Source organism: Mycolicibacter senuensis, assembly GCF_003284925.1.
GTDB lineage: Bacteria > Actinomycetota > Actinomycetes > Mycobacteriales > Mycobacteriaceae > Mycobacterium > Mycobacterium algericum_A.
Genome location: NZ_QMEX01000002.1, coordinates 93,429 through 115,971 on the forward strand (window position 1 = coordinate 93,429; position 22,543 = coordinate 115,971).

The following is a 22,543-nucleotide window of genomic DNA, read 5'->3' on the forward strand; positions in this document are numbered from 1 at the left end:
ACCGACGCTCGGACGCCAGTACGACGCGCGGCGACTGACCCTGGCCAGGTACTGCCCTACCCAACAAACCGGAGCGGACCTTGTCGGCGACGGCCAACCAGTCCGGGTTCCACCGGTTTTCAAAACAACAGGGGGTGGGGCGGTTCGGCCTTGGCGGCGCGCACCATGTCGCGAGCAGCCTCAAGATCGCCCGCCAGCGGCTTCTCACACAGCACCGCCTTACCGGCGTCCAGTGCGGCCAGCGTCACCTCGCGATGCAACATGGTCGGGGTGGCCACGGATATGACGTCGAGATCCTCGCGGGTCACGAAAGACCGCCAGTCGGTGCAGGTGTCCTCGATGCCCAGTTTCGCCGCAACGCGATCCAATCACTCGGGCGTGCGCGCGCACAGGGCGACGCGATCGAAACCCCCGGCCGCCCGGGACCCCGGTACCTACACGTGCGCGCCCCAACCCACGCCCACTACGCCGACCCACAGAGTCATCTGACCTCCTTCACACTGACGAACCGACGGCCGAGGTGACGCCGACGAGGGTGACACTCATGTTAGATATCGATCGTATTCGCGGTCTCAATCGGATCCCCAGCCGGTGATGCCACTACGTTATAGGGCACTCCACCTTGCCAAATAGTGACACCAATGCCAGAATCTGACTTTGTGACCGCGATCGATACCGACGAGCGACAATTCGCACCACTGATCGATCTGAAGTGGTGGCAGGACCGACCAACAGAACGAACAGAGCTGTACCGGCGGCTGCGCGAGGTCGGTCGCCCGGCGTTCGTCCGTACCAATCGGGTCGACGCGCCGGTGGCGAAGGGGTTCTGGGCGGTGGGCACGCACGCCGACATCGTCGACATCAGCAGGCGCGACGCCGAGTTCAGTTCGGCTCAGGGCACCCAGATCTTCGACCAGACTCAGAAGATGCGCGAATACCGCGGCTCCATCATCGACATGGACGACCCCGAGCACATGCGGCTCCGCAAGATCATCTCCCGCGGATTCGCCCCCCGCGTGCTTTCGCAGATTCACGGGCTGGTCGAGGAGACAACGGCAGAGATCCTCGATGCAATGCCCGCCTCGGGTGAGTGCGACTTCGTGGACGCATTCGCGACTCTGCTACCGCTGCGAATCATCGACAATATGCTCGGCGTGCCCAGCGAACACGAGCAGTTCATCCTCAGGGCGACCAATGTGGTGCTGGGAGCCTCGGATCCGGAGTACGTACCCGACCAGACCGCGGCAGGTGTCGAAGCAGCCGTCACCGAGATGAGCGAAAAGCTCATCGACTTGTTGAAGGGCATCGCCGAAGACCGCATCGCCCGGCCCCGTAATGACGTCATCAGCAAACTGGTCACATCCGACGAGGAGAACTTGACGCCGCAAGAACTGGCGAAGTTCTTCATCCTGCTCATCGGAGCAGGCAATGAGACCACGCGTAACGCGTTGACGCACGGCCTACATATCTTCACCCACCATCCCGAGCAGCGCGCCCGACTGCTCGATGACTACGACAACCTGGCCCCCACCGCAATCGAGGAAATCCTCCGCTACGCCAGCCCTGTTATCCACATGCGGCGCACCGTTACCCGCGACGGCGTGAAGCTGGACTCCGGTCACACGTTCAACCGGGGAGACAAGGTGGTGATGTGGTATCCCGCAGCCAACCGAGACCCAGCGGTATTCGATGATCCCGAGTTGTTCGACATCGCCCGTACTCCGAACACTCACGTCGCGTTCGGTGGCCCCGGCACGCACTTCTGCCCCGGTTCGCACCTCGCCCGACTGGAACTCAAGGTCGCGTTCAAGATGCTCTACAACCGCTACCCCGACATCACCGCCGTCGGCGAACCGGAGATGTTGCGGTCGAACTTCATCAACGGCATCAAGCACCTACGCGCCACCTATACGCCATGAGCAGCGAGCCCGCCATCCTGTCCGACATCACCGGCGGCGTCCTGACGATCACGCTGAACCGGCCCGACGCCGCCAACGCGTTGCGCCCCGACGACCGCGACGAGCTGATTTCCCTGTTGGCAGCCGCGGACGCCGATGAGGAGGTACGTGTTGTTGTGGTGCGCGCCAACGGTAAACACTTCTGCGCGGGCGCCGACGTGGGCGCCTTGGCCGAACGTCGCGCGACTGTCGAGAAACGGGTGATGGACCCGATGCGCCGCATCATGAATGGTGCGCAAAAACTTGTGTCCAGTGTGCTGGACTGCAACAAGCCGGTGGTCGCGGCCGTGCAAGGGGCCGCTACCGGTGTCGGCGCACACCTCGCCTACGCTGCCGATCTGGTTATCGCAACCGAAAACGCCTACTTCGCGGAGTCTTTCGTCAAGCGGGGACTGGTCGTCGACGGCGGCGGCTGCTATCTGCTGCCGCGGCGCATCGGGATGCAGAAGGCCAAGGAGATGACGTTCTTCGGTGACCGCCTCACCGCCGCGGAGGCCGCGACGTTGGGGCTGGTGAACCGGGTGGTCGGGGCCGACGAGTTCGACGCCGCGGTGGCCGATTTCGCAGGCCGGCTCGCGGCGGCGCCCACCAGCGCGATCGCGTTCACCAAGCGACTGCTCAACGACTCCCCCGACACCGACCGGGCCGGCGCATTCGTAGCCGAGGCAATGGCGCAGGAGATCCAATCGTATTCGCATGACTCGAAGGACGGCGTAAAAGCCTTCACCGAGAAGCGCCCGCCCGAGTTCACAGGATGGTGAACATGCCTCGCGCAGACATACCGACCGTCGACCCGTCCAGCGCGCCCTATTGGGAAGGCGCCGGGCAGGGCCGCATGTTGATCGCCGAATGCGGGGCGTGCGGCAGGGTGCACCACTATCCGCGGCCGTTCTGCCCGCACTGCTGGAGCGACGACGTCCATCCCGTTCAGGCCAGCGGGCGCGGCAGTCTGTACACGTACTCGACGGTCTACACCAATGACCTGGCGCCGTTCACTGATCGGCTGCCCTATATCGCGGCGATCGTCGAATTGGCCGAAGGACCACGACTGATGACGATGATCGAGGGCGTGTCACCCGATCAGCTCAGCATCGGCATGGCGGTCACGGCCTCGTTTCGGCCCGTCGATGAACACGACCCCGACAGCCCCTACCTGACGGTGTTCACGCCGAGCGAGGAGACAACATGACCGGACTACTCGACGGCAAGGTCGCACTGGTGACCGGTGCCGGGCACGGCATCGGCCGCGGGCATGCGCTTGAGCTCGCCAAACACGGCGCAACCGTGATCGTCAACGATCTGGGCACCACGTTGACCGGTGAAGGCACCGGCAAAGTCGCCGACGAGGTGGTCCAGATCATCGAGTCCCGCGGCGGCACAGCGGTCCCGGATTTCGCCGATGTCGGCGACGAGGAACAGGTCGAGCTCGCCGTCGAGCGGGCCTATTCCCAGTTGGGCCGGCTGGACATCGTCGTCAACAACGCCGGCATCGTCCGTGACAAAGCGATCTGGAACATGACGGTCGACGATTTCGACCTGGTGATGCGAGTGCACGTGCGAGGCAGTTGGCTGACCAGCCGCGCGGTGGTCCGCAAGTGGCGCGCCGCGGCAAAAGCCGGCGACGGCAAAGTCTATGGCCGCATCATCAACACCACCTCCGGCGCGGGCCTGCACGGCAATTTCGGGCAGACGAATTACAGTGCGGCCAAGTCCGCGATCGTCGGGCTGACACAGACACTGAGTCTGGAATTGGCCTCCATCGGCGCCACTGCCAACGTCATCAGCCCCGGTGGCCGAACCCGGATGTCAGCATCGATGCCCGGGGCGGCGGCACCGATCGAACCCGGCGAACGCGACGACGGCGAATTCGACCCCAAGGACCCGTCGCTGGGCTCGCCGGTGGTGGCCTGGCTGGCCAGCCCGGAGGCCGGCCACATCAGCGGGCAGGTGATTCGGGCCCTGGGCGAAAACCTTCAGCTGCTCAAGGGCTGGCATCCGGTCGCGACCGTGTCCAACGGCCAGCAGCGCTGGGAAGCAGACAAACTCGGCGCGATCATGGCCATCGACGTATTCGGCACCCGCAACACCGGGTTACGGCTGGGAGGCTAGCCACCCGAGCTGATCGGGGGTGCTGCCGTGCAGTACCAGTTCGTCGGCGCCCGCCTCGCGGTACCTGTCGAAGGTGTCGTGGCAGCAGCCTGCCGATCCGATGGCCGCCGCCTCCTCGGTCCACCTCGTGGGCAGCACCGACGCCACCTCGCTGAGTTCTTCGCGGGTGAGCACCGAGTCTGCCGAACCTCGGATGCCCACCAGCCGCGGATGAGTGCGCAACCGCGCCAATGGTTCTGGATCCCAGCCGTTGACCGCTGCCAATCGTTCACCGAAGCCGGGAATCTGGTAGTAGGTCACCGCCCGCGCCCCCACCACGGCGAGCTCCTGTTCGGCGGGCAGATCGCAGGCCACCACCAGCGTGGCGTAGACCCGCACACAGCCGGCCGGTCGGCCGGCCTGTTTCTCGGCCTCGCGAACGGCCGCCACCGAGCATCGCACCGCCTCCGGTGTCAGGAAAGGGTGCAGCAACACGCCGTCGAAGTGGCGGCCGGCCAACGCCAAGGCCTTCGGGCCGATCGCCGCAAGCACCAACGGCGGTACCGGTTGATCGGGGACATCGTTGAGCCGCAGCGACGGAAAAGTACCCGCGGGCCCGTCGTAGCGCACCTTCTCGCCGCGGCACAACCTCCGGAAGATGTCGGCATGGTCGACGATCGACGCGTTGGTCGACTTCGGCAGTCCCACGGCACCCCACATGGCATCGACCGAGCGTCCGACCCCGATGATCATGCGTCCGCCCGACAGTGCCTGACCGGTCATCGCCAGTGAGGCCAGAATGGCCGGGTGCCGCGCCTGCAAGTGCGTGATGCCGGAAGCGATCCGAACCGTCGAGGTCACCTGGCTGATCGCACCGGCGAGCACACCCAGATCCTTGGTGCCCCAGCGTTCGCTCAGCCACAGCGTCTGTAACCCGAGTTGCTCCGCCGTCTCCGCCTGCCCAATTGCCGCGCGGGGATCCGAGACGCGTCCGGGCAGGGTGTAGGCGCCAAGTGGGATCGGACTGGCCATGCGGTCCTCCATCACCCTATTCTGACAGGAGTGTCTAGTTATGTTACGGGAAGGGGCGCCGATGGCTTACCTGCCGTCACGCGGTGACGTCGGTGCGGATGTCGGCGAGATCATGCGCGTCTGGCTGCCACCGCAGATCGCGCCGGATGCCGTGACGTCTTTCGACGTCTCCGAGTTCAGCGCTCCGGACGCCGGTTACTCCGGTAAGACCGTCTTCTTCACTGCATCGTGGACCGATCCGGCCGGGCAGTGTCACCGCGAACAGCTCGTGTTGCGGATGCAGGCCAGCGATCATCAGTTGTTCACCACCCCCGACGCCCCACGGCAAGCTCAGGTGATGCAACGGCTTGGCAGGCACCAGATTCCGGTGCCGGACATCGTTGCCGTCGAAACCGACGCGTCGGTGTTGGGTGCGCCTTTCTACCTGATGCGTCGCGTCCATGGCCGAACCCCGTCCGACGTCCCGAGCTGGCATAAACGCGGGTGGACGGCGGAGTTGTCGGGTGTCGAGCGAGAGTTACTGTGCGATAATGCCCTGCGCGCGCTGGTCGGCGTCCATCGCATCGATAAGCAGGATGACCTGTCGTTCCTTCGCGCTGATCGCAGCGTCGAGACCACGGCGCTGCAGCGCTACCTGCACACGCTGACCGGTTGGTACGACTGGTGCCGCGACGACCTGAAGATCGGTGTCGACACACTCGGCCGTGCGCTGCGGGTTATCCAGGATTGCGCTCCCGACAACAAGGCCGAGACCGTCGTCTGGGGCGACGCGCGCGTCGGGAATATGTGCTTTGCCAACGATCTGTCGGTGGTGTCACTGTTCGACTGGGAGACCGCCACCACCGGGCCGCCCGACATCGACCTGGGCTGGTGGCTGATGTTCGAGCGGTTCCTCTGCGAATCCCTCGGCTTCACCCGACTGCCGGGCATCCCCGACGACGCCGAATTCGTACGCCGCTACCAGGAATTCGGCGGAACTCTGGGCGGCGACATCGTCTATTACCAGCTGCTGGCGGCGTTCGTACTGTCGCTGATCAACAACCGGCTCGCGCTGTTGCTGGTTCGCGACGGTCTGGACCCGGGCACGGCCCGGCGCTACCCGCAGGCCGCGGTCGACCTGGTCGAGCGTTATCTGCAGCAGCTGTAAGCCTCAGGCCAGCGCCAGCGTGGTCAGGATGTCTGGTGTGTACGCCTCCGCAGGCGCGGCCCAGGGCCCGGCATGTACGGCGTCCAGGGCCGCTCCGAGTTCGGGACGCCGGCGAATCAGTCGCAGCATGCGTGACCGCCGCCCCATCCGGTCCGGCATACCGAACCCGGTGAGCAAATCGGTGAGTGCACTGGCGAATCGCAATCGCGCCATCCGAATCCGACGTTCCTCGGCGTAGCCGGCGAGACCCCGTGGTGTCCAATCATCGGTGCCCAGCAAAGCATCCGACAGTACGCGCGCGTCACGCATGGTGATGCTGAGGCCTTGCGCGGTGACCGGATTGCTCCACCCCGCGGCGTCGCCGATCAAGGCCGCGCCGGGCACCACCGGCTCGTCGACCCAGGCGTCATCCATCGGGAAGGTCGCACAGGGGCCGATCGGCGTGGCTGTTGCCATCGCATCAGAACACGGGAAGATCGGTGTGCGAAACGATTTCAGAAACTCCACAACCGCGGTGGACCCTTTCAGTGGTTCCGGGTCGTCGACGCGGCGGGCGACGTAGAGCCGCAGCCTGTTGTCGGCCCGCGGGATCACAATGTACTGGTTGCGACCGTCTACGGAGATGGCGGTCTCGGCCCGGTCCCAGGCACCGCCGTCGTCGACGAGCATGCCCGACAACCGGACCCTGGCCTGCGTCGTCGACAGCGATAGGCCGAGGGCCGCCCGGGTGGCCGACTGTTTGCCGTCGGCGCCGATCACCAGGCGGCACCGCTGCGTGTGGGTATCGCCGTCGGTCTGGTAGCTGACCGCAGGGGTTGCGCCGGCCTGCACCGAGGACTTCCGTACGCCGCGGACTACCTCGGCTCCAGCCTTGGCGGCTGCGGTGGCCAATGCCTCCCGAAGCTCAGGATGGCCGACGCCGACCACACCCGGCGCGCCCGAGACGACGGTGGACAGGTCACGCGAGTGTCCCTTCGCTTGCTCGACGGTGAGGCCCTCGTCGTACGGGACCATCTTCGTCATCACCGAAACGCCCTCGGTCTCCAGAATCGTGTCGGCTATCCCCAAGTCCGCGGCCTCACGAAATCCCCACGGCACCATAGCTTCCCCACGCACGATGTCGCGGTAGACGGCCTCGCGCTCCAGGACCTTCACCGCGATGCCGGCCCGTGCCAGACGGATCGCCAACGCACATCCAGCAATACCCCCGCCAACGACGACGACCTCCGCGTCCATCAACGCCCCCTTTCCCGAATCTCATTTACTATGACATAATGGGGCGTCCGCAGACCAGAGGGAAAGGGGTGCGATGATGCGGCGCCGCGGTGGTACGCAACCGTCTCCGATCTCGGAAGTCGACGTACTCGACGCTGCGCTGCGTGTCGTCGCGCGCTCGTCACTGGACGCCCTGACGGTGCGCGCTGTGGCCGAGGAGTGCGGGGTCACCGCTCCCGCCATTCACTACCACCTGCGCGGCGGTGCTGACCTCGCCGACCGGGTCGTCGAGGCTGTCGCCGCACGAATCGACGTTCGAGTGGATCCGGACGCGTCGTGGGTCGATCAGTACCTCGGCCTGGTTGCCGCAATGGACCAAGCTTTCCTGGCATACCCGGGAACCGGAGTGCGCGCGCTGACCTCGACGGGCGCCTCAGCCGCGGCGACCCGGCTGACCAACGCCGCACTGTCCATCCTGCGCCGCGCCGGCTTCGCCGAAGACGTTGCCGTGCATATCTTCACAACCACCTACTTGATGTTCGTCGGATGGTTGGCCACCCGCAATCGTGCCGAAGCAAATACCATCCACCCCGCGCTGGCTGCTGCCGGGGCGACCGGCCTGGGCCGTCACGGTATCCAACCTCTCGAAGAAGCGATGCGCCGCATCCTCATAACCGCAGAAGGAGATCGCAATGACCGATGACGCGTCCTGGGTGAAGGACTACTACGCAGCGTGGGATTCCGGTGACGCTGAGGCGATCAGCGCATGGTTCGACGAGGACGTCATCCTCGAAGACGTCCCGACCGGACATATTGCGCGCGGTCGCGTTGCGGCCCGCGGATTCGTCGACGGCGCACTCAAACTCGCACCGGGAGCCAGCTATGAAGTCCTTGCCGCACTGGTGAGTGCCGAGCAGTTCGCCGTAGAGTGGGTTATGCAGCCGGCCGGTCTGCACGGCGCGTCCATCGGAACCGTGCGTAACGGCAAGGTGGCGACCAACCGGGACTTCTGGGATGCCTCGCCAAAGAGGAAGTGAGCCGAAAGCTTCTTAGCCTTTTCGATGTACGGGGCGAGCCACACCAAGGTGGCGATGTCGGTGTTCTGCCGCCGGCTCACCGAGTCGGCTTCGCGAACGTCTTTCTGATCAAAGATGATTCGCCCGGACTTTACTTTCGATCGGCTTCACGGTCTCATCGAGTTCGTCGAGGACTCATTCGGACGGTCCGTCGTGTCGAGATTCCTTACAGGAGGCAGTCCGTTCTATGTACCGTCAGGTGTCATCAGTCTTGAGAATGACGGTCGGCACCATGCGGTCCGGCCAGTGCCCGCAGCGCAGCGCGATCTGGCTTGAGCATGGGCGTCAGCGGTAGCCCTTCGACCACGATCATCTCGTCCGGCGCCTTGTAGTCCGCCAGTTCCCTGCCAACATGCTCCCGCAACTCCTGTAACGACGGAGGATCGGCGGCATCGACCGGCACCACAAACGCCACACCGATCTCCCCGATCACCGACGCAGCGCGGCCCACTACCGCGGCGTCCTTCACACGAGGGTGAGCGCTGAGCACCTTTTCGACCTCCACCGGATGCACGTTGTAGCCGCCGCGGATGTACATGTCGCCACTGCGGCCGACGATCGACAGGTTGCCGTCCTCCCCGAGCACCCCCATGTCTCCGGTCCGCAACCACCCATCCCGCAGCACCGACGCGGTCAGGTCAGGGTTACGCCAGTAGCCGCGCATCAGGCATGGCCCACCTACCTCGATGACACCGTCGCCAGCCACGCGCACCGCCATGCCCGGCGCCGGGCGCCCGACCGTTGTGGACTGAACTTCGGGGGAATCGTCGGGTTCCGTGCCGCAGATCGTCGGGCATTCGGTCATCGCGTACCGCACGACCAGCGGAACCCCAATCCGCTCAGCGACCCGGCGCACCAACTCAGGCGAGACCGGCGCGGTCGCCACAACTCCAACTCGTAAGTGTGCCAATGCCTCCGGGCAAACACCGTCAACCTCGAGCAGTTTTGCCCACTGGGTCGGGACCGCTCCGGCCACCGTGACCCGCTCGGTACGGAGGATGTCGAACATTCCCGTTGCCGACCACGGCACCGGTGGAATCACCAGCGTGGTGCCCCACAACAACTGGTCCCACAGTTTGAACATGTAGCCCGCGTGGGCGAACGGCGTGGACGTGAGCCGCCGGTCGTAGGGCGCGCTCATCACGCCGGCAGCTAACGCGCCGGCCTGCATTGCGGCCGCATCGAACACGGCCCCCTTCGGCGTCCCGGTCGTGCCACTGGTGAAAAGAATGGCGACCGGATCATCTTGATCTAGCCTCATTTCTGGCACTGCATCGGCGGCTGGGGAAGCCCAGCTCAGCGAATCCCGCAGCAGGACCGGGCATTCGCCGGCCGGAAGATCGCCGAGCGCCGGATCAGCCACTATCAACGAAGGATCAGCTCGGGCGATAATCGCGTCGATCTCGCGGAAACCCAGCCGAGGATTCAGCCCCGTCGTGATGGCACCGATCATCGCCGCCGCGGCATAACACGTGGCGTAGTCGATTCCCGATGGCAGCCACAGCACCACCACATCGCCTTTGCCAACACCCAGCTCGGCGAATTGAACAGCGACGCCACGTGCCCGGCCGACCCATTCGGCGAAGGTCATCCGTCCACCCGGTTCGACATAGGCTTCCCGGTCGCCATAGGTCGCGGCAGCGGCCTCCAACAACGCTCGGGTGTCGCGAAACGCTTTCTGCAGCGGCGGATGCGCCACTACGGTTCCTCGCTGCCGAGAATCATCGTGCCGCTGGAACAGAACCACCCGCCGGTTCCGCTGACACAGGCAATCTTCGCATCGGGGACCTGACGCGGTCCGCATTCGCCGCGTAACTGACGGACCGCCTCGACCAGTAGGAAGAGGCCGCGCTGGCCGGGGTGGCAGGCCGACAGGCCGCCGCCGTCGGTGTTGGTGGGCAGTGCCCCGCCGAGACGCAACGCTCCGCTCTCGACGAAGCGGCCGCCCTCCCCTTTCGGGCAGAAGCCGAGATCTTCCAAAGTCAGTAGCAGCATGTAGGTGAACGCATCGTAGAGTTCCGCGACATCGACGTCGCCGGGCTTCACTCCGGCCCGCGCGAACGCCAGCGGTCCGCTGACAGCTGCCGGGCCGACGGTCATGTCGTCCCACTGCGACGTCAGCATGTGCGAGGTGGTTTCGGCGGTGCCGAGTACCCACACGGGGGACGATCGCAGGTCTCTGGCGCGATCGGCGTTCACCAGCACGACGGCGGCACCGCCGTCGCTGCGGATGCAGCAGTGCAGCTTGGTGAATGGGTCAGCGATCATCGGACCGGCCAGCACATCGTCGACGGTGATGGGGTCGCGGTAGTACGCCTCGGGGTTGTCGGCGGCGTTGAACCGGGCCGAGACGGCGACTTCGGCGAGTTGCTCGATGGTGGTGCCGTACTGATGCATGTGCCGCCGGGCCGCCATGGCGTATTTGGAGATCAAGGTGTGCCCGTAGGGCGCCTCCCACTGCAGCGGCCCCCTCGCACCCCAGTTGATGTTCGCCCCGCGCAGTCCTTTCCGAAGATCCGACCGAGCGGTGGAACCGTAGGTGAGCAGGACGACGTCGGCGTGGCCGGCGGTGATGGCGTCGACGGCGTGCGAGGCCATCACCTCCCAGGCTGCGCCGCCCACGGCTGTCGAGTCCACCCACCGTGGCCGTAGCCCCAGGTACTCGCCGACATCGACCGGCGGCAACGTGCCCTGCCCGGTCGACGCCAGGCCGTCGACGTCGCCGGGTGACAGGCCAGCGTCCGCCAGTGCCCGCCGACTGGCATGGGCGATCAGCTCGTACGGCCCCTTGTCGTCGACACGTCCGACGTCCGAGAGTGCGACGCCGGCGACCGCGACCGGCCCGCTCACTGCGCACGTTCCTGGGCCAGCAGTTCAGCCAACACGTCGGCGGGCTCCGCGAACAGATGGCGGAACACGTGCGCGCGTTTGAGATACAGATGCATGTCGCTTTCGAAGGTGTATCCCATCCCGCCGAAGACCTGGATGCCGGCGGCAGCATTGTCCACCGCCGCCGACCCCGCCACCGCGACCGCCGACAGCACTTGAAGCAAGGCATCGGAGCGGCCGCTGTCCAGTGCTATCGCCGCGAACAAGGTTTGCGCGTGGGCGGCCTCGGCGGCCAGTTCCATGTTGACGCAGCTGTGTTTGACGGCCTGGTGGACGCCGATCGGCTTGCCGAACTGCACCCTCGTCTTGGCATGGTCAGTGGCCAGGGCGGTGGCCGCGGTGGCCAGACCCGTGAGGAACGCCGCCGACAGCACCATGGCGCGGCCCCAGACCCAGTCGTCGTCGGACGCCAACCAATGCAGCGGCTGCGCGGACTGCACCGTCGCCGACGCTATCCGAGTGCCGGGATCGGCGGATGCTACGGCGGCGGGCTCACCGAACTCGGCGATGTCAACCAGCGCGGCACCGCTGCGCGCAAGCACCAGCCCATAGCTTGCCCCGGCGGGCTCCAACAAATCGAATGTGCCCTTGACGGGACGGACCTCGCCGTTGCCGCGCAGTACCGCCAGCGCGACCATGGCTTTGCCGGCGCCGATCTGCTGCGCCAGTTCTAGGTCACCGCATCGGGCCGCGACTCGCGTCGCGAGCGTGCCGGCCAGGAATGGCCCCGGAGCGAGCCGCCTGCCCAGTTCCACGTGCAGCAACACCTCGTCATCGATGTTGCGGCCCGACCCGCCGAGTTCTTCCGGCATTGCCAGCGTCAGCAGTCCGAGCTCCGCACCTTCAAGCCAAACACTCTGCGGGACCGAAGATTCTGCGTCACGGCTGGATCGGATGCGTTCCACCGGCATCCGCTCGTTGAGAAAGTCACTTGCGGCCGCGATGATTTCAAGTTGTTCGGCGTCAGGCAGCAGATTCACGAAGTACTCCCGGCTCTGTTCATCGAGGTAGTCCCAACACGCGTTCGCCGATGATGTTGCGTTGGATTTCTGATGTGCCACCACCAACGGACTGCGAGAACGCGTAGTAGTAGTAGCCCACCCAACCGTCGGGATCCCATCGCGACGAGCCCCGGATCGCCCCGGGGCCGAGGATGTCCATGGCCAGTTTGCCGATCTCCTTGGCCAACTCGGCGTACATCAGTTTCACGATCGAGCCCCGCGGGCCCGGGGTTTCGGTCTGCATTGCCTCACAGATGTTGGTGTAGGTCAGTGCCCGCAGCGACGCGACCGATGCCCGAGCTCGGGCCAACCGCCGGGCGATCTCGTCGTCGGCGATGGCCGGGCGGCGTCCGTCCGGTCCGACGTGATCCCGGGCATAGTCGATCAGGTCTTCGATGATCTTGGCCAGCCGCACCTGGTGGGCGGTGAAGGCGGTACCCCGCTCGAACGACAGCGTCGCCATCGCGACCGACCAACCGCTGCCGATGTCGCCGACCACATTCGTCAGCGGGATACGGACGTTGTCGTAGAACACCTCGCAGAACTCGGAGCCGCCCTCGATGGTCTCGATCGGGCGGATATCGATCCCGGCTGTTGCCATGTCGCAGATGACCCAGGTGATCCCGGCATGTTTGCTGCCGGTGTTGTCGGTGCGCACCAGCAACTCCTGGTAATCGGCGAGCGTGGCGAAACTCGTCCACACCTTCTGCCCCGAGACGACGAGTTCGTCACCATCGATGACCGCCTTGGCACGCAGCGCCGCCAGGTCCGACCCGGCGTCCGGCTCGGAGAAGCCTTGGCACCAGATCACGTCACCACGCAGGATTTTCGGCAGATGAAACGACTTCTGTTCATCGGTGGCGCGGGTGATCAGGGTGGGTCCGGCATGGGAGAGACCGACGAAGCATGCATCGATGCCCGGAAAGCCGCGGGCGGCGTACTCCTCGTACCAGATCAACTGCTGCAACAGGGTCAGTCCCCTGCCGCCGTACTCGGTCGGCCAGGCGATGCCGGCCCAGCCGCCCTCCCACTGGGTGCGTTGCCAGGCCAGGTCGTACTCGCGGATACCGGCATCATCCCGCGGCCGCGGTTCGGTTGGCTTGTTCTCGTCCAGCCACGTTCGGACCTGATCACGAAAGTCGATCTGGTCAGGAGTGAAGTCCAGGTCCATAGCCGTCGAGTATAGGTGACATGATAGTCAGAAATAAAGTCCACCCGAGTACCGCGCGCCCGGGATTCAACTATAGGGCGCCGATTCTGACCGCTTAACCGGATGAAACGGGGTCGAATCGAGCGTGACTCGCAACGGTGACATTACCGTCAGAATCGTTGTTATTGGAACGAGTTCCGGTATCGGTAGGCCAACTGCTCAGCACCTCGGGCCAGCAGGGCCACATCGGCGCCGACAAGGACGAAACTCGCCCCTGCGGCAACGTACCGCCGCGCGATCGTCTCGTTGAACGCGTTCACGCCGGCACTCTTGCCGTGCGCGACGATCGTCGCCAGCGCATTCTCGATGGCGCTCACCACATCCGGATGTTCGGGCTGGCCCAGTTTGCCCATCGAAGCGGCTAGGTCGGCCGGGCCGATGAACACCGCGTCCACTCCGTCGGCGTCGGTGATTTCCCCCAGCCGATCCAGACCCGCCACCGTCTCCACCTGAACCGTCAGCGACACCGACGCGTCCGCGGTGGCGAGGTAGTCCGATATGCGGTTCCATCGGGACGCACGGGCCAATGCGCTGCCGACCCCGCGGATACCCGTGGGCGGATAGCGGGTGGCGGCCACCGCCGCGACCGCCTCTTCGGGGCTGTCGATCATCGGGACGATGATGTTGTGCGCCCCGATGTCGAGGAGTTGCTTGATCACCACGGGGTCCGCCGCCGGCGGACGCACCACCACGTCGACGTCGGGGTAGCCCGACAGCACCTGCAGTTGCTCCAGGATGCTGCGGGTGTCGTTGGGCGCGTGCTCCTGGTCCAACAGCACCCAGTCGATGCCCGATCCGGCGCAGATCTCGGCGACGTAGCCGCTACCCGAGGCGATCCACATACCGAAGCGAGGACGCTCGCCGGCGATACGCTGCGCCCATCGGGTGGTCATGCCGCGGCCTCGCGGTCGAATGCCACCGAGACAGTGCCGAGCGGGCCATAGTCGGCGACGAAGGTGTCCCCCGGTTCGGCGAACACCGGTTTGGTGAACGAGCCGGACAGAATCACCTCACCACGTTGGAGCGAAACCCCGTGCGGAGCAAGCCGGTTCGCCAACCACGCCACGCCGTTGCCGGGGTGGTTGAGCACCGCGGCTGCCACTCCGGACTCCTCGATGGTTCCGTTGCGTGACAGCAGGGCCGCCACCCAGCGCAGGTCGACGTCGAGCGGCCGGAATACCCGTCCGCCGAGCACCAACCCCGCGTCGGCTGCGTTATCGGCGATGGTGTCGACGATGGTGCGCAGATGACCCGTATCAGGGTCGGACATCTGCACCCGGGCGTCGAGGATCTCCAATGCGGGGGTGACGAACTCGGTGGCCCGCAGCACGTCGAACAGCGTCACGTCCGGTCCGCGCAAGCTCTCGCCGAGCACAAAGGCCAACTCCACTTCGACACGGGGGCGAATGAAGCGGCCTGCCGGTACCCGCCCGCCGTCTTCGACGAACATGTCGTCGAACAGTGCACCGTAGTCCGGCTCGTCGATGGACACCGCGCGTTGCATCACCTTGGAAGTCAGACCGATCTTGCGCCCCTTGAGCACCCGTCCGTCGGTGACCTTGAGGTCCACCAACGCCCGCTGCACCGCGTAGGCGTCGTCGATGGTCATCTCCGGATAGTCGAGGGACAGCTGCCGGATCGGCGTGCGGGTCCGCTCGGCCGCGTACAGGCGTCGCGCGATGTCGTCTATCTCGTCGGGGCTCGGCCGGCTCATCGGCACAGTCTCACTTGGTGAGGAACGCTACGGCGGCTGGATTGAACAATTCGGGATCCTCGAAATGCGGCCAGTGCCGCACATTCGGCATCTCCAAGACCTCCGCGCGCGGGATCAGTTTGGCAACCGAGGTGGCGGTCTCCTGATAGACACCGTGATCGCGGCCCGACGCGACGACCATGACCGGCGCGGCGATCGTCGTCCAGTCCGATTCGGGAATCAGGTTGCGATCGCGGGCCGCGGCATCTTGCAAGATCAGTAGATGATCGATGGTTTCCCTGGTGTCGTCACGCTGGTAGATCGCCTGTCGTAGCCCGATGAGGTCGGGCAGCCGGTTCGCCTCGTCGGCGATCAAGTGCGCAAACACCGCGTGCAACGACTCCCAGGTGGGTTCGTTGACGGCCTTGGTGCGTTCGGCCCGAATCCGCGCCATGTTCGCGGCGGCCGCCTCCTTACCCGCCGGCGACATCAGGATGACCTTCGACACCCGGTCGGGGTGGGACACCGCGATTGTCGCGGCGACCCAAGCACCGAGTGACATCACGACGAAGTTCGCCTGCGCCATGCCGAAGTGGTCCATCACCCCGAGCACATGCTCGACGTAAACGGGGATCTCGTAATCGAAGTCGGGCTTGTCGGAGAAGCCGTTCCCGATCATGTCGATGGCCACGCAGTGGAAGTGCTCGGACAGTGCGGCCAGATTGGGCGCGAACGTCTCCCAATGTCCACCGGTTCCGTGCAGGAGTATCGCGGCCGGTTTATCGGGCGATCCCGCCTCGGCGTACCGGGTGCGCACCCGAGCGCCGTTGACTTCGATATCGACGAAGCCCTGCTGGAACGCGATCTCCTTGAGATACATCCAGATGCTGCGGTAGTCCTCCGTGTCGATCGCCGGCGCCTGCGACGCTGCCGTTTTGCTCATCTTGACCTCTCTCCCGCGCCCCATCGACCCATCCTTCTGACACTTCTGTCGCCTATCGACATCGTCCACCGTCGGTCGTTGCCCGATTCATCCAGTCTGCATGTTCGCATGTAGATAACGCAACGGCTCCACCGCATCGCTCAACGCCAACAGCTCTCCATCGCGGAGGAATTATTGATTCTGACAGTTATATGCGGTAATACTGGGAGGGTGAGCAGCTCCACAGCCGGACGCCGGGTGCTCGCGGACTTGGTCAACGAGTTCGCGGCCGTACGGTTGTCGCTGGACGTCAGCGGCAACGGTCCCCGACTGCTGATCGAGGACCTCGAAAACGGTGGCCAAGTCTTCTTGTGCCCGCTGGAATTATCGAGTTTCACGCTGGCCACCCCTGAGGACCGGGAAGACTGGCTGCGAGTGGGCGATTACCGGGCCGACCGTCAGCCCAGAGGCGGTGAGCGGGCGTGACCCCGCCACATGTCGCAGTCGTCGGGCTCGGGATGACGGCCATGTCGCTGCAGCCCGGCGCGACACCGCTTGAGCTGGCCTGCCAGGCCACCGCCGCTGCGCTCACCGACGCAGGCATCGAGCACGCAGAGGTCGACGGTCTGCTGGTGGGTTCATCCCAGGGGGTGCGCCCGGATCGGTTGGGCGTCGGCTTCGCCGCACAGGGCGGCTTTGCAGACTTGCGCTTGCTCGAGCACGTCGAGATCAAAGGCGCGACAACGATCGCGATGATCCAGCGTGCCCGGCACGCCATCGTGGCCAGCGAAGCATCGACGGTGGTCTGCGTCTTCGCGGACGCGCCGCTGGTCGAAGGCAAAGGGGCGGGTTCGACGTACGCGCACAGTGGTGGCAATACCGGGCTGCGCGGGCTGGAGCGCGCTTCCGGCCTGTTGGGTTCGGTGCCGACCTACGCGCTGCTGGCCCAGCGCTGGCTGCACGTCACCGGAACCAACGCCGACGCGCTCTGTGCAGTGGCGACCACGGCGCGGCGCTGGGCGACGGGAAATCCCGACGCCGTCAACCGCGAACCACTCGATGACGAGGGCTACGCCGCCAGCCCGATGATCGCCGAGCCGTTGCGCCGGCTGGATTGCGCGCGACCGGTCAACGGCGCGGTCGCCGTCGTGCTCACCGGTCAAGAATCGGTCGGCTCCACGCGGCTCGCGATCCGCGGCACTGGTCGCAATCATCCGGTGCGCCGCCGCCGCGCCGGAGCGGAGTCGTGGTTCGGTGGCGGCTGTCGCGCCGTGGACGATGCACTGCAGGAAGCCGGCGTCACGCGGGCCGACCTCGACATCGCCGAGCTCTACGACCCGTTCTCCATCGTCACCCTGGCGTTGCTCGATGAGTACCGGCTTACCGGGGACGTGCCCGTAGGAGCCTTCGTCCGAGACGGTCAGACCGGCCCGGGCGGGACGCTGCCGACCAACACCGGTGGTGGTCAGCTGTCCGGCTTCTACCTGCAAGGCATGACGCCCCTTGCCGAGGCCGTGATCCAATTACGCGGAACCGGCGGTGACCGTCAGGTTCCCGACGCGACCATCGCCCTGGTTGGCGGGATCGGCGGTCGGATGGACCATCACGCCGCACTGGTGCTGGAGCGAGCGGCATGACGGCCGTCCCCGATGTCACCGGACAGGACTGGCTGTTGGAACCGGCGCTGGCTCCCGCGGTCAACCTGGATGCGATTCGCCCGCTCTACGATGCGGCCGCACGCGGTGAGCTGGCGCTGCCGTTCTGCACCTCCTGCGCCTTGGCGCTCGAGCTCGAGCAGCAGGTCTGCGACGGGTGCGGCGGCACGGAGCGTCAGTGGAGTGCAGTCGAACCGTACGGCGTGGTGCACGCCGCGACCCTGATGCACCGCCGCGAGCGAGGACTGGTGCGTGCCACAGAGCCTTACCCGATCGTCGACGTCGAACTGGACAGTGGGCACCGGATCGTGATGGCCCTGACCGCGCCCGGTTCAGCACCCGGCATTGGCGCGCGCGTTCGCGTCGGGTTCCGCCGCCTCGCCGACGTTGCACTTCCCGCCATCGAGATTCTGGAGGACCCCGAGTGACGATTACGGAAAACCCGACTACGGTCGATACGCCTGACGATTTCGATGTCACCACGGTGGTGCAGACCGCCCGTGTGCACGGGTCGGTGTACACCTCGCCCGAGATCTTCCGCCGCGAAATGGACACCATCTTCACGACGGGCTGGGTCTACGTTGCGCACGAGAGCGAAGTCAGCGAGCGCGGCGATTACCTGACCCGGATGATCGGCCATAACCCGGTCGTGGTGGTACGCAGCAAGGACGGCATCGTGCGGGTGCTGATGAACCGCTGTACCCACCGTGCCAACAAGTTGTGCAATGCCGAGAAAGGTAACGCCAACTCGTTTCGTTGCCCGTACCACGGCTGGACATTTGGCAACAACGGTGCGCTGCAGGGTGTTCCGATGCGCGAGGGCTATGGTGCCGACTTCAACCAGGTACGGTCCGAGCTCGGCCTCGTCCCCGCACCCCGCGTCGACAGTTACGGCGGATTCATATTCGCATCGCTGACGGCCGACGGCGTCTCGCTGAGCCAACACCTCGGTAAGGCGACTAACGCCATCGACCGGCTGCTTAACCTCTCGCCGACCCGCAAGATCGATCTGCGGGCGAACTGGATGAAGCATCTCCACCACGCCAACTGGAAGATGGTGGTCGAGAACAACGTTGACGGATACCACGCCCTGTTCACCCACGCATCGGTCTATGAAGCGGTCAAGCCGGCCAAGGTATCGCACGTTCCGACCAAAGTCGACGTGCTCGTCCGCGATATCGGCAACGGGCACTCCGAGATCGACTACAGCGAGGAATACCGCAAATTGGACGAGGAATTCGTCTGGTACGGACGCATTCCCCGCGCCAAGCTCGCCGGGTATGTCGAGGCCCTGGAGCAGGCATACGGACCGGATCAGGCACACGACGCGCTGGTGGTCGGTCCTCCGCACACCCTGATATGGCCCAACCTGTTCCTGGCGGAGATGAACGTGATGTTCGTTGAGCCACAGGCGACCGACCGCACCATCGCCTACACCACCCCGGTGCTGATACCCGGCCAGGACGATCTGAACGATCGCACGATGCGGCGTTCCGAAGGCGCGATGGGGCCAGCGGGGTTTCTGATCGCCGACGATGGCGAGATCGGCATGCGCAACCAGGCCGGGCTCGCCGCGAAGCTTTCAGACTGGCTGGTGCTATCGCGAGGCATGGAGAGCGACATAACGGATGAAACCGGAACCATCAACCGGGACAAGAGTGCCGAGACACCCCAGCGGGGCTTCTACTCGCAGTGGGCTGCGGTCGTCGGCGGGAAGGCGTAACGGATGAGTGTGGAAGCCCAGTCGGAGTCCCATCCGCTGCTGCGGGCGCTGCCTGAGCCCGACATCATGGCCTTTCTCTACCTCGAGGCTCGTCTCGCCGACGAGGGCCGCTACTCGGAGTGGGAAGCGCTGTGGGCCGATGACGATGACACCGTGCAGTACCGGGTGCCCATGCACCCGGACGATGACCCACGTATGAAGCTGGCTTACATCAATGACAATCGGCGCCGGATCAAAAGCCGGATAGCCCAACTGAACACCGGAAATCGGCATTCCCAAACGCCACCGTCGGTAATGCGCCGCTTGGTATCCAACAGCGAGGTCATCGACCAGAGCATCGACACCGTCACGGTCGAGTCCAACTTCGCCATCTTCGAATACCGTTTGCATCAACGGTTCTGGGCCGGCCGCGTGATCCACACGATACGCCGGTCCGATAGCGGGCTGAGCCTGGTCCGCAAGATCGTGCATCTGATCGACGCAGGCGGGCCGCTCGACACACTGTCCTTCCTGGTCTGACCGCCATGCTTATCGGAGACATTGCGACCAATAACGCCCGCCGGTACCCAGACAAGCGGGCGCTCGTCGATGCCGATCGGACGCACACCTGGTCGCAGGTGGACGCACGCGCCCGACGTCTGGCCAACTTCATGACCGACAGGGGCCTGAACCGCGGCGACCGGGTGATGGTGATCGCCCGCAACTGCATTGAGTGGCCAGAGATCTCGTTCGGACTGGCCGAGGCCGGACTCGTGGCCGTCCCGGTCAACATCCGACTCGCACCTGACGAGGTCGCCCACGTCCGTGATGACTCCGGGGCACGTGCGGCGATCATCCACGCCGACCACGTCGTGAAGTTCGTCGGCGAATTGGCGGAGTTGGCGGTGCTACTCGGCATTGGCACTCAGAAAACGATCGGCGACCACGAGCTAATCACCGACTACGACACCGCTTTAGCACATGCCAGGCCGAGTGTGCCGCCGAAGTGCATCTCCCCCGACGACACCGCGGTCATCCTGTACACCAGCGGGACCACCGGCCGGGCCAAGGGCGTGATGCACACTCACCGCGGGCTGCTCTACCAGGCCGCGGACACTAACCTGGTAACGGAGGCCAACCGCTCCGACGTCATGCTGGCGACAACCCCGTTTTTCACCGCGGGCGGCATGGTGCGCACCGTGTCGTGGCTCTACCTCGGCCAGACCATGGTGATCCACCAACGGTTCGATCCCCAGGCCGTGATCGACGAGATCGAGCGAAGCAAAATAACTTTCACCACCTTCATCCCGACCATGCTGCACCGCACGCTGGCTATTCTCGAAAACGGCCCGCGTCGCGACATGTCAAGTCTGCGCCGGATCTCCTACGGCTCAGCACCGGTACCGCCTGGCCTGGCGCGCAAGGCAATGGATCTGCTCGGCTGCGATCTGCAGCAACGCTACGGGCTGACCGAATGCGGAGGGCAGGCCACCATATTGACGCCCCAGGACCATCGCGACATCGTTGACGGCAAGACGTCGATCACCACCTCCTGTGGCCAGGAGACTCCGATGTGCTCGATCCGCGTCATCTCCACCGAAGAGGGAGCCGACGGCAACGACGCGCGGATCGGCGAGGTCGGCGAAATCGTCATCGTCAGCCCGGCCAACGCGATCGGGTACTGGAACCGGCCTGAGCAGACCGCCGAGACGTTCCGCCCCGACGGATTGCGCACTGGCGATCTCGGTTACCTCGACGCCGAGAACTACCTGCACATCACCGGCCGCAAGACAGACATGATCATCTCCGGCGGATTCAACGTCTACCCCGCCGAGATCGAACGGGTCATCGCGCAAAACCTCGGCGTTGACCTGGTTGCGGTTGTCGGGGTGCCGGACCCGGAGTGGGGTGAGACGCCCATCGCCGTGGTGATCCCCAAGCCCCATGTCACCGATCTGGACGGGCTCACTTCCGAATTGACCGTGCTCTGCAGGGCGGAGTTGGCTGGATACAAGCAACCGCGTCGGTTCGAATACCGCACCGAATTCCCGTTGGGGCCGGCGGGCAAGATCCTCAAACGTGAGATCGCAAACCAGGTGGTTCAGGTTGACGAAATGGCTGAGAGTCTGCCGGCGGCATCCGGGCCAAGCAAGGAGCGCCCATGATCGACCTGAGCAGCCCGACCACCATCGAATTCGAGGTACGCGAACACGTCGCCACGGTGACGCTGAACCGGCCGGAAAAACTGAACAGTTTCAACAAGCGGATGGCGGACGAACTCACCGCGGTGTGGGCAACGGTTCGCGACGACGACGACATTCGTGTCGCGGTGCTGCGCGCCAACGGTGACCGCGCGTTCTGCACCGGGATCGACGTGTCGGAGGGCACCTGGTGGACACAGGAGCCGATCTTCAACCAGGAGGATCCCGGAGCCTTCCTGGGCCCGAAGGCGCACCGGGTGTGGAAGCCGGTGATCGCGGCGCTGCACGGCATCGTTGCCGGCGGCGCAATGTATTTCGTCAACGAATGCGAATTCGCCATCTGCGGTGAATCCGCCACCTTCTTCGACCCGCACGCCAATGCCGGGATCGTCTCGGCGCTGGAGCCGATGGGCATGCTGGCCCTCGGGGTGCCCTACGGCGAGGTGATGCGGTGGGCGCTGCTCGGCAGTGAGGAGCGGTTGACCGCCCAGACCGCGTTACGGATCGGACTGGTCACCGAGATCGTGCCCGATGACAGGTTGCGGTCCCGAGCAATGGAATTCGCCTGTGAGATCGCCTCCCGGCGACCCGCGGGTATCCAGGGCACCGTGCGCGCGATGTGGGAGGCTCGCGACCTGCCGCCGGCGATCGCAGCGCGGCACGGCATGTCCTATACGCATCTCGGCAATGCCGGCGACGGACGTACTGACTCACGTACCAATAAGAAAGCCGCGCGGACGCGGTGAGGACGACG

23 protein-coding genes and 1 pseudogene are annotated in these 22,543 nt (G+C 65.3%); 14 read left to right on the plus strand and 10 right to left on the minus strand.

The window, feature by feature from the left end; all coding sequences use genetic code 11:
- Positions 1–6 precede the first annotated feature (6 nt).
- Positions 7–485: pseudogene (locus DQP56_RS25715) on the minus strand (Gfo/Idh/MocA family protein); the annotation flags it as partial.
- Between the two features lie 174 nt (positions 486–659).
- Here DQP56_RS25715 and DQP56_RS01650 point away from each other — a divergent pair.
- From DQP56_RS01650 to DQP56_RS01665, 4 genes are read left to right on the plus strand one after another with little or no spacing between them, the layout of a single operon-like run.
- On the plus strand, positions 660–1,919 hold the full coding sequence (locus DQP56_RS01650; protein ID WP_112683249.1) for a cytochrome P450: 1,260 nt from the start codon (positions 660–662) through the stop codon (positions 1,917–1,919).
- The gene (locus DQP56_RS01655) at positions 1,916–2,719 is read left to right on the plus strand and encodes an enoyl-CoA hydratase/isomerase family protein (RefSeq protein WP_112683250.1); all 804 of its coding nucleotides are present in this window, start codon (positions 1,916–1,918) and stop codon (positions 2,717–2,719) included. The genes DQP56_RS01650 and DQP56_RS01655 overlap by 4 nt, the downstream gene beginning before the upstream one ends.
- A 2-nt stretch (positions 2,720–2,721) precedes the next feature.
- The gene (locus tag DQP56_RS01660; protein WP_205868769.1) at positions 2,722–3,147 is read left to right on the plus strand and encodes a Zn-ribbon domain-containing OB-fold protein; all 426 of its coding nucleotides are present in this window, start codon (positions 2,722–2,724) and stop codon (positions 3,145–3,147) included.
- Positions 3,144–4,067 (plus strand): SDR family NAD(P)-dependent oxidoreductase, encoded by a 924-nt coding sequence (locus DQP56_RS01665; protein WP_112683252.1) that lies wholly within the window; start codon positions 3,144–3,146, stop codon positions 4,065–4,067. The genes DQP56_RS01660 and DQP56_RS01665 overlap by 4 nt, the downstream gene beginning before the upstream one ends.
- Here DQP56_RS01665 and DQP56_RS01670 read toward each other — a convergent pair.
- Positions 4,050–5,078, minus strand: coding sequence for a TIGR03857 family LLM class F420-dependent oxidoreductase (locus DQP56_RS01670; protein ID WP_234825449.1), 1,029 nt, complete (start codon positions 5,076–5,078; stop codon positions 4,050–4,052). The genes DQP56_RS01665 and DQP56_RS01670 overlap by 18 nt on opposite strands.
- Positions 5,079–5,139: 61 nt before the next feature.
- Here DQP56_RS01670 and DQP56_RS01675 point away from each other — a divergent pair, with 61 nt between their 5' ends.
- A complete protein-coding gene (locus tag DQP56_RS01675; RefSeq protein ID WP_112683254.1) occupies positions 5,140–6,225 on the plus strand; it encodes a phosphotransferase family protein in 1,086 nt (361 codons plus the stop codon).
- A 3-nt stretch (positions 6,226–6,228) separates the two neighbouring features.
- Here DQP56_RS01675 and DQP56_RS01680 read toward each other — a convergent pair whose 3' ends face one another.
- Positions 6,229–7,461, minus strand: a complete 1,233-nt coding sequence (locus DQP56_RS01680; protein WP_112683255.1) for an FAD-dependent oxidoreductase — start codon at positions 7,459–7,461, stop codon at positions 6,229–6,231.
- 73 nt (positions 7,462–7,534) lie between these two features.
- On the opposite strand from DQP56_RS01680, the gene DQP56_RS01685 reads away from it, so the two are divergent.
- Positions 7,535–8,143, plus strand: coding sequence for a TetR/AcrR family transcriptional regulator (locus tag DQP56_RS01685; protein ID WP_112683256.1), 609 nt, complete (start codon positions 7,535–7,537; stop codon positions 8,141–8,143).
- Positions 8,133–8,477 (plus strand): nuclear transport factor 2 family protein, encoded by a 345-nt coding sequence (locus tag DQP56_RS01690; protein ID WP_112683257.1) that lies wholly within the window; start codon positions 8,133–8,135, stop codon positions 8,475–8,477. Before DQP56_RS01685 ends, DQP56_RS01690 begins: the two co-directional genes overlap by 11 nt.
- Before the next feature lie 244 nt (positions 8,478–8,721).
- Here the strand turns inward: DQP56_RS01690 and DQP56_RS01695 are convergent, their stop codons facing one another.
- The 7 genes from DQP56_RS01695 to DQP56_RS01725 all read right to left on the minus strand — a co-directional run bounded on the left by DQP56_RS01695 (position 8,722) and on the right by DQP56_RS01725 (position 16,252).
- Positions 8,722–10,215 carry a class I adenylate-forming enzyme family protein gene (locus DQP56_RS01695; protein ID WP_112683258.1) on the minus strand — a complete coding sequence of 498 codons (1,494 nt, stop codon included), beginning with the start codon at positions 10,213–10,215 and terminating at the stop codon, positions 8,722–8,724.
- On the minus strand, positions 10,215–11,366 hold the full coding sequence (locus DQP56_RS01700; RefSeq protein WP_112683259.1) for an acetyl-CoA acetyltransferase: 1,152 nt from the start codon (positions 11,364–11,366) through the stop codon (positions 10,215–10,217). The genes DQP56_RS01695 and DQP56_RS01700 overlap by 1 nt, the downstream gene beginning before the upstream one ends.
- The gene (locus DQP56_RS01705) at positions 11,363–12,385 is read right to left on the minus strand and encodes an acyl-CoA dehydrogenase family protein (protein WP_112683260.1); all 1,023 of its coding nucleotides are present in this window, start codon (positions 12,383–12,385) and stop codon (positions 11,363–11,365) included. The genes DQP56_RS01700 and DQP56_RS01705 overlap by 4 nt, the downstream gene beginning before the upstream one ends.
- Positions 12,386–12,404: 19 nt before the next feature.
- The gene (locus DQP56_RS01710) at positions 12,405–13,577 is read right to left on the minus strand and encodes an acyl-CoA dehydrogenase family protein (protein WP_112683261.1); all 1,173 of its coding nucleotides are present in this window, start codon (positions 13,575–13,577) and stop codon (positions 12,405–12,407) included.
- Between the two features lie 161 nt (positions 13,578–13,738).
- Positions 13,739–14,509, minus strand: coding sequence for an aldolase/citrate lyase family protein (locus tag DQP56_RS01715; protein WP_112683262.1), 771 nt, complete (start codon positions 14,507–14,509; stop codon positions 13,739–13,741).
- On the minus strand, positions 14,506–15,330 hold the full coding sequence (hpaH, locus tag DQP56_RS01720; protein WP_112683263.1) for a 2-oxo-hept-4-ene-1,7-dioate hydratase: 825 nt from the start codon (positions 15,328–15,330) through the stop codon (positions 14,506–14,508). The genes DQP56_RS01715 and hpaH overlap by 4 nt, the downstream gene beginning before the upstream one ends.
- Positions 15,331–15,340: 10 nt before the next feature.
- Positions 15,341–16,252 (minus strand): alpha/beta fold hydrolase, encoded by a 912-nt coding sequence (locus tag DQP56_RS01725; RefSeq protein ID WP_112683264.1) that lies wholly within the window; start codon positions 16,250–16,252, stop codon positions 15,341–15,343.
- Positions 16,253–16,462: 210 nt separating this feature from the next.
- Here DQP56_RS01725 and DQP56_RS01730 point away from each other — a divergent pair, with 210 nt between their 5' ends.
- Genes DQP56_RS01730 through DQP56_RS01760 form a run of 7 tightly spaced genes read left to right on the plus strand, consistent with a single transcriptional unit; the run spans position 16,463 to position 22,535 of the window.
- Entirely contained in the window at positions 16,463–16,717 is a 255-nt protein-coding gene (locus DQP56_RS01730; protein WP_112683265.1) for a hypothetical protein, read from the plus strand.
- A 32-nt stretch (positions 16,718–16,749) separates the two neighbouring features.
- Entirely contained in the window at positions 16,750–17,868 is a 1,119-nt protein-coding gene (locus tag DQP56_RS01735; RefSeq protein WP_112683266.1) for a thiolase family protein, read from the plus strand.
- Complete coding sequence (locus DQP56_RS01740) at positions 17,865–18,314, plus strand: Zn-ribbon domain-containing OB-fold protein (RefSeq protein WP_112683267.1); 450 nt, start codon at positions 17,865–17,867, stop codon at positions 18,312–18,314. The genes DQP56_RS01735 and DQP56_RS01740 overlap by 4 nt, the downstream gene beginning before the upstream one ends.
- The gene (locus DQP56_RS01745; RefSeq protein WP_205868771.1) at positions 18,311–19,609 is read left to right on the plus strand and encodes an aromatic ring-hydroxylating oxygenase subunit alpha; all 1,299 of its coding nucleotides are present in this window, start codon (positions 18,311–18,313) and stop codon (positions 19,607–19,609) included. Before DQP56_RS01740 ends, DQP56_RS01745 begins: the two co-directional genes overlap by 4 nt.
- 3 nt (positions 19,610–19,612) lie before the next feature.
- A complete protein-coding gene (locus DQP56_RS01750; protein ID WP_112683268.1) occupies positions 19,613–20,128 on the plus strand; it encodes an aromatic-ring-hydroxylating dioxygenase subunit beta in 516 nt (171 codons plus the stop codon).
- Between the two features lie 5 nt (positions 20,129–20,133).
- Positions 20,134–21,753, plus strand: a complete 1,620-nt coding sequence (locus DQP56_RS01755; protein WP_112683269.1) for a class I adenylate-forming enzyme family protein — start codon at positions 20,134–20,136, stop codon at positions 21,751–21,753.
- Positions 21,750–22,535, plus strand: a complete 786-nt coding sequence (locus DQP56_RS01760) for an enoyl-CoA hydratase/isomerase family protein (RefSeq protein ID WP_112683270.1) — start codon at positions 21,750–21,752, stop codon at positions 22,533–22,535. Before DQP56_RS01755 ends, DQP56_RS01760 begins: the two co-directional genes overlap by 4 nt.
- Positions 22,536–22,543 lie beyond the last annotated feature (8 nt).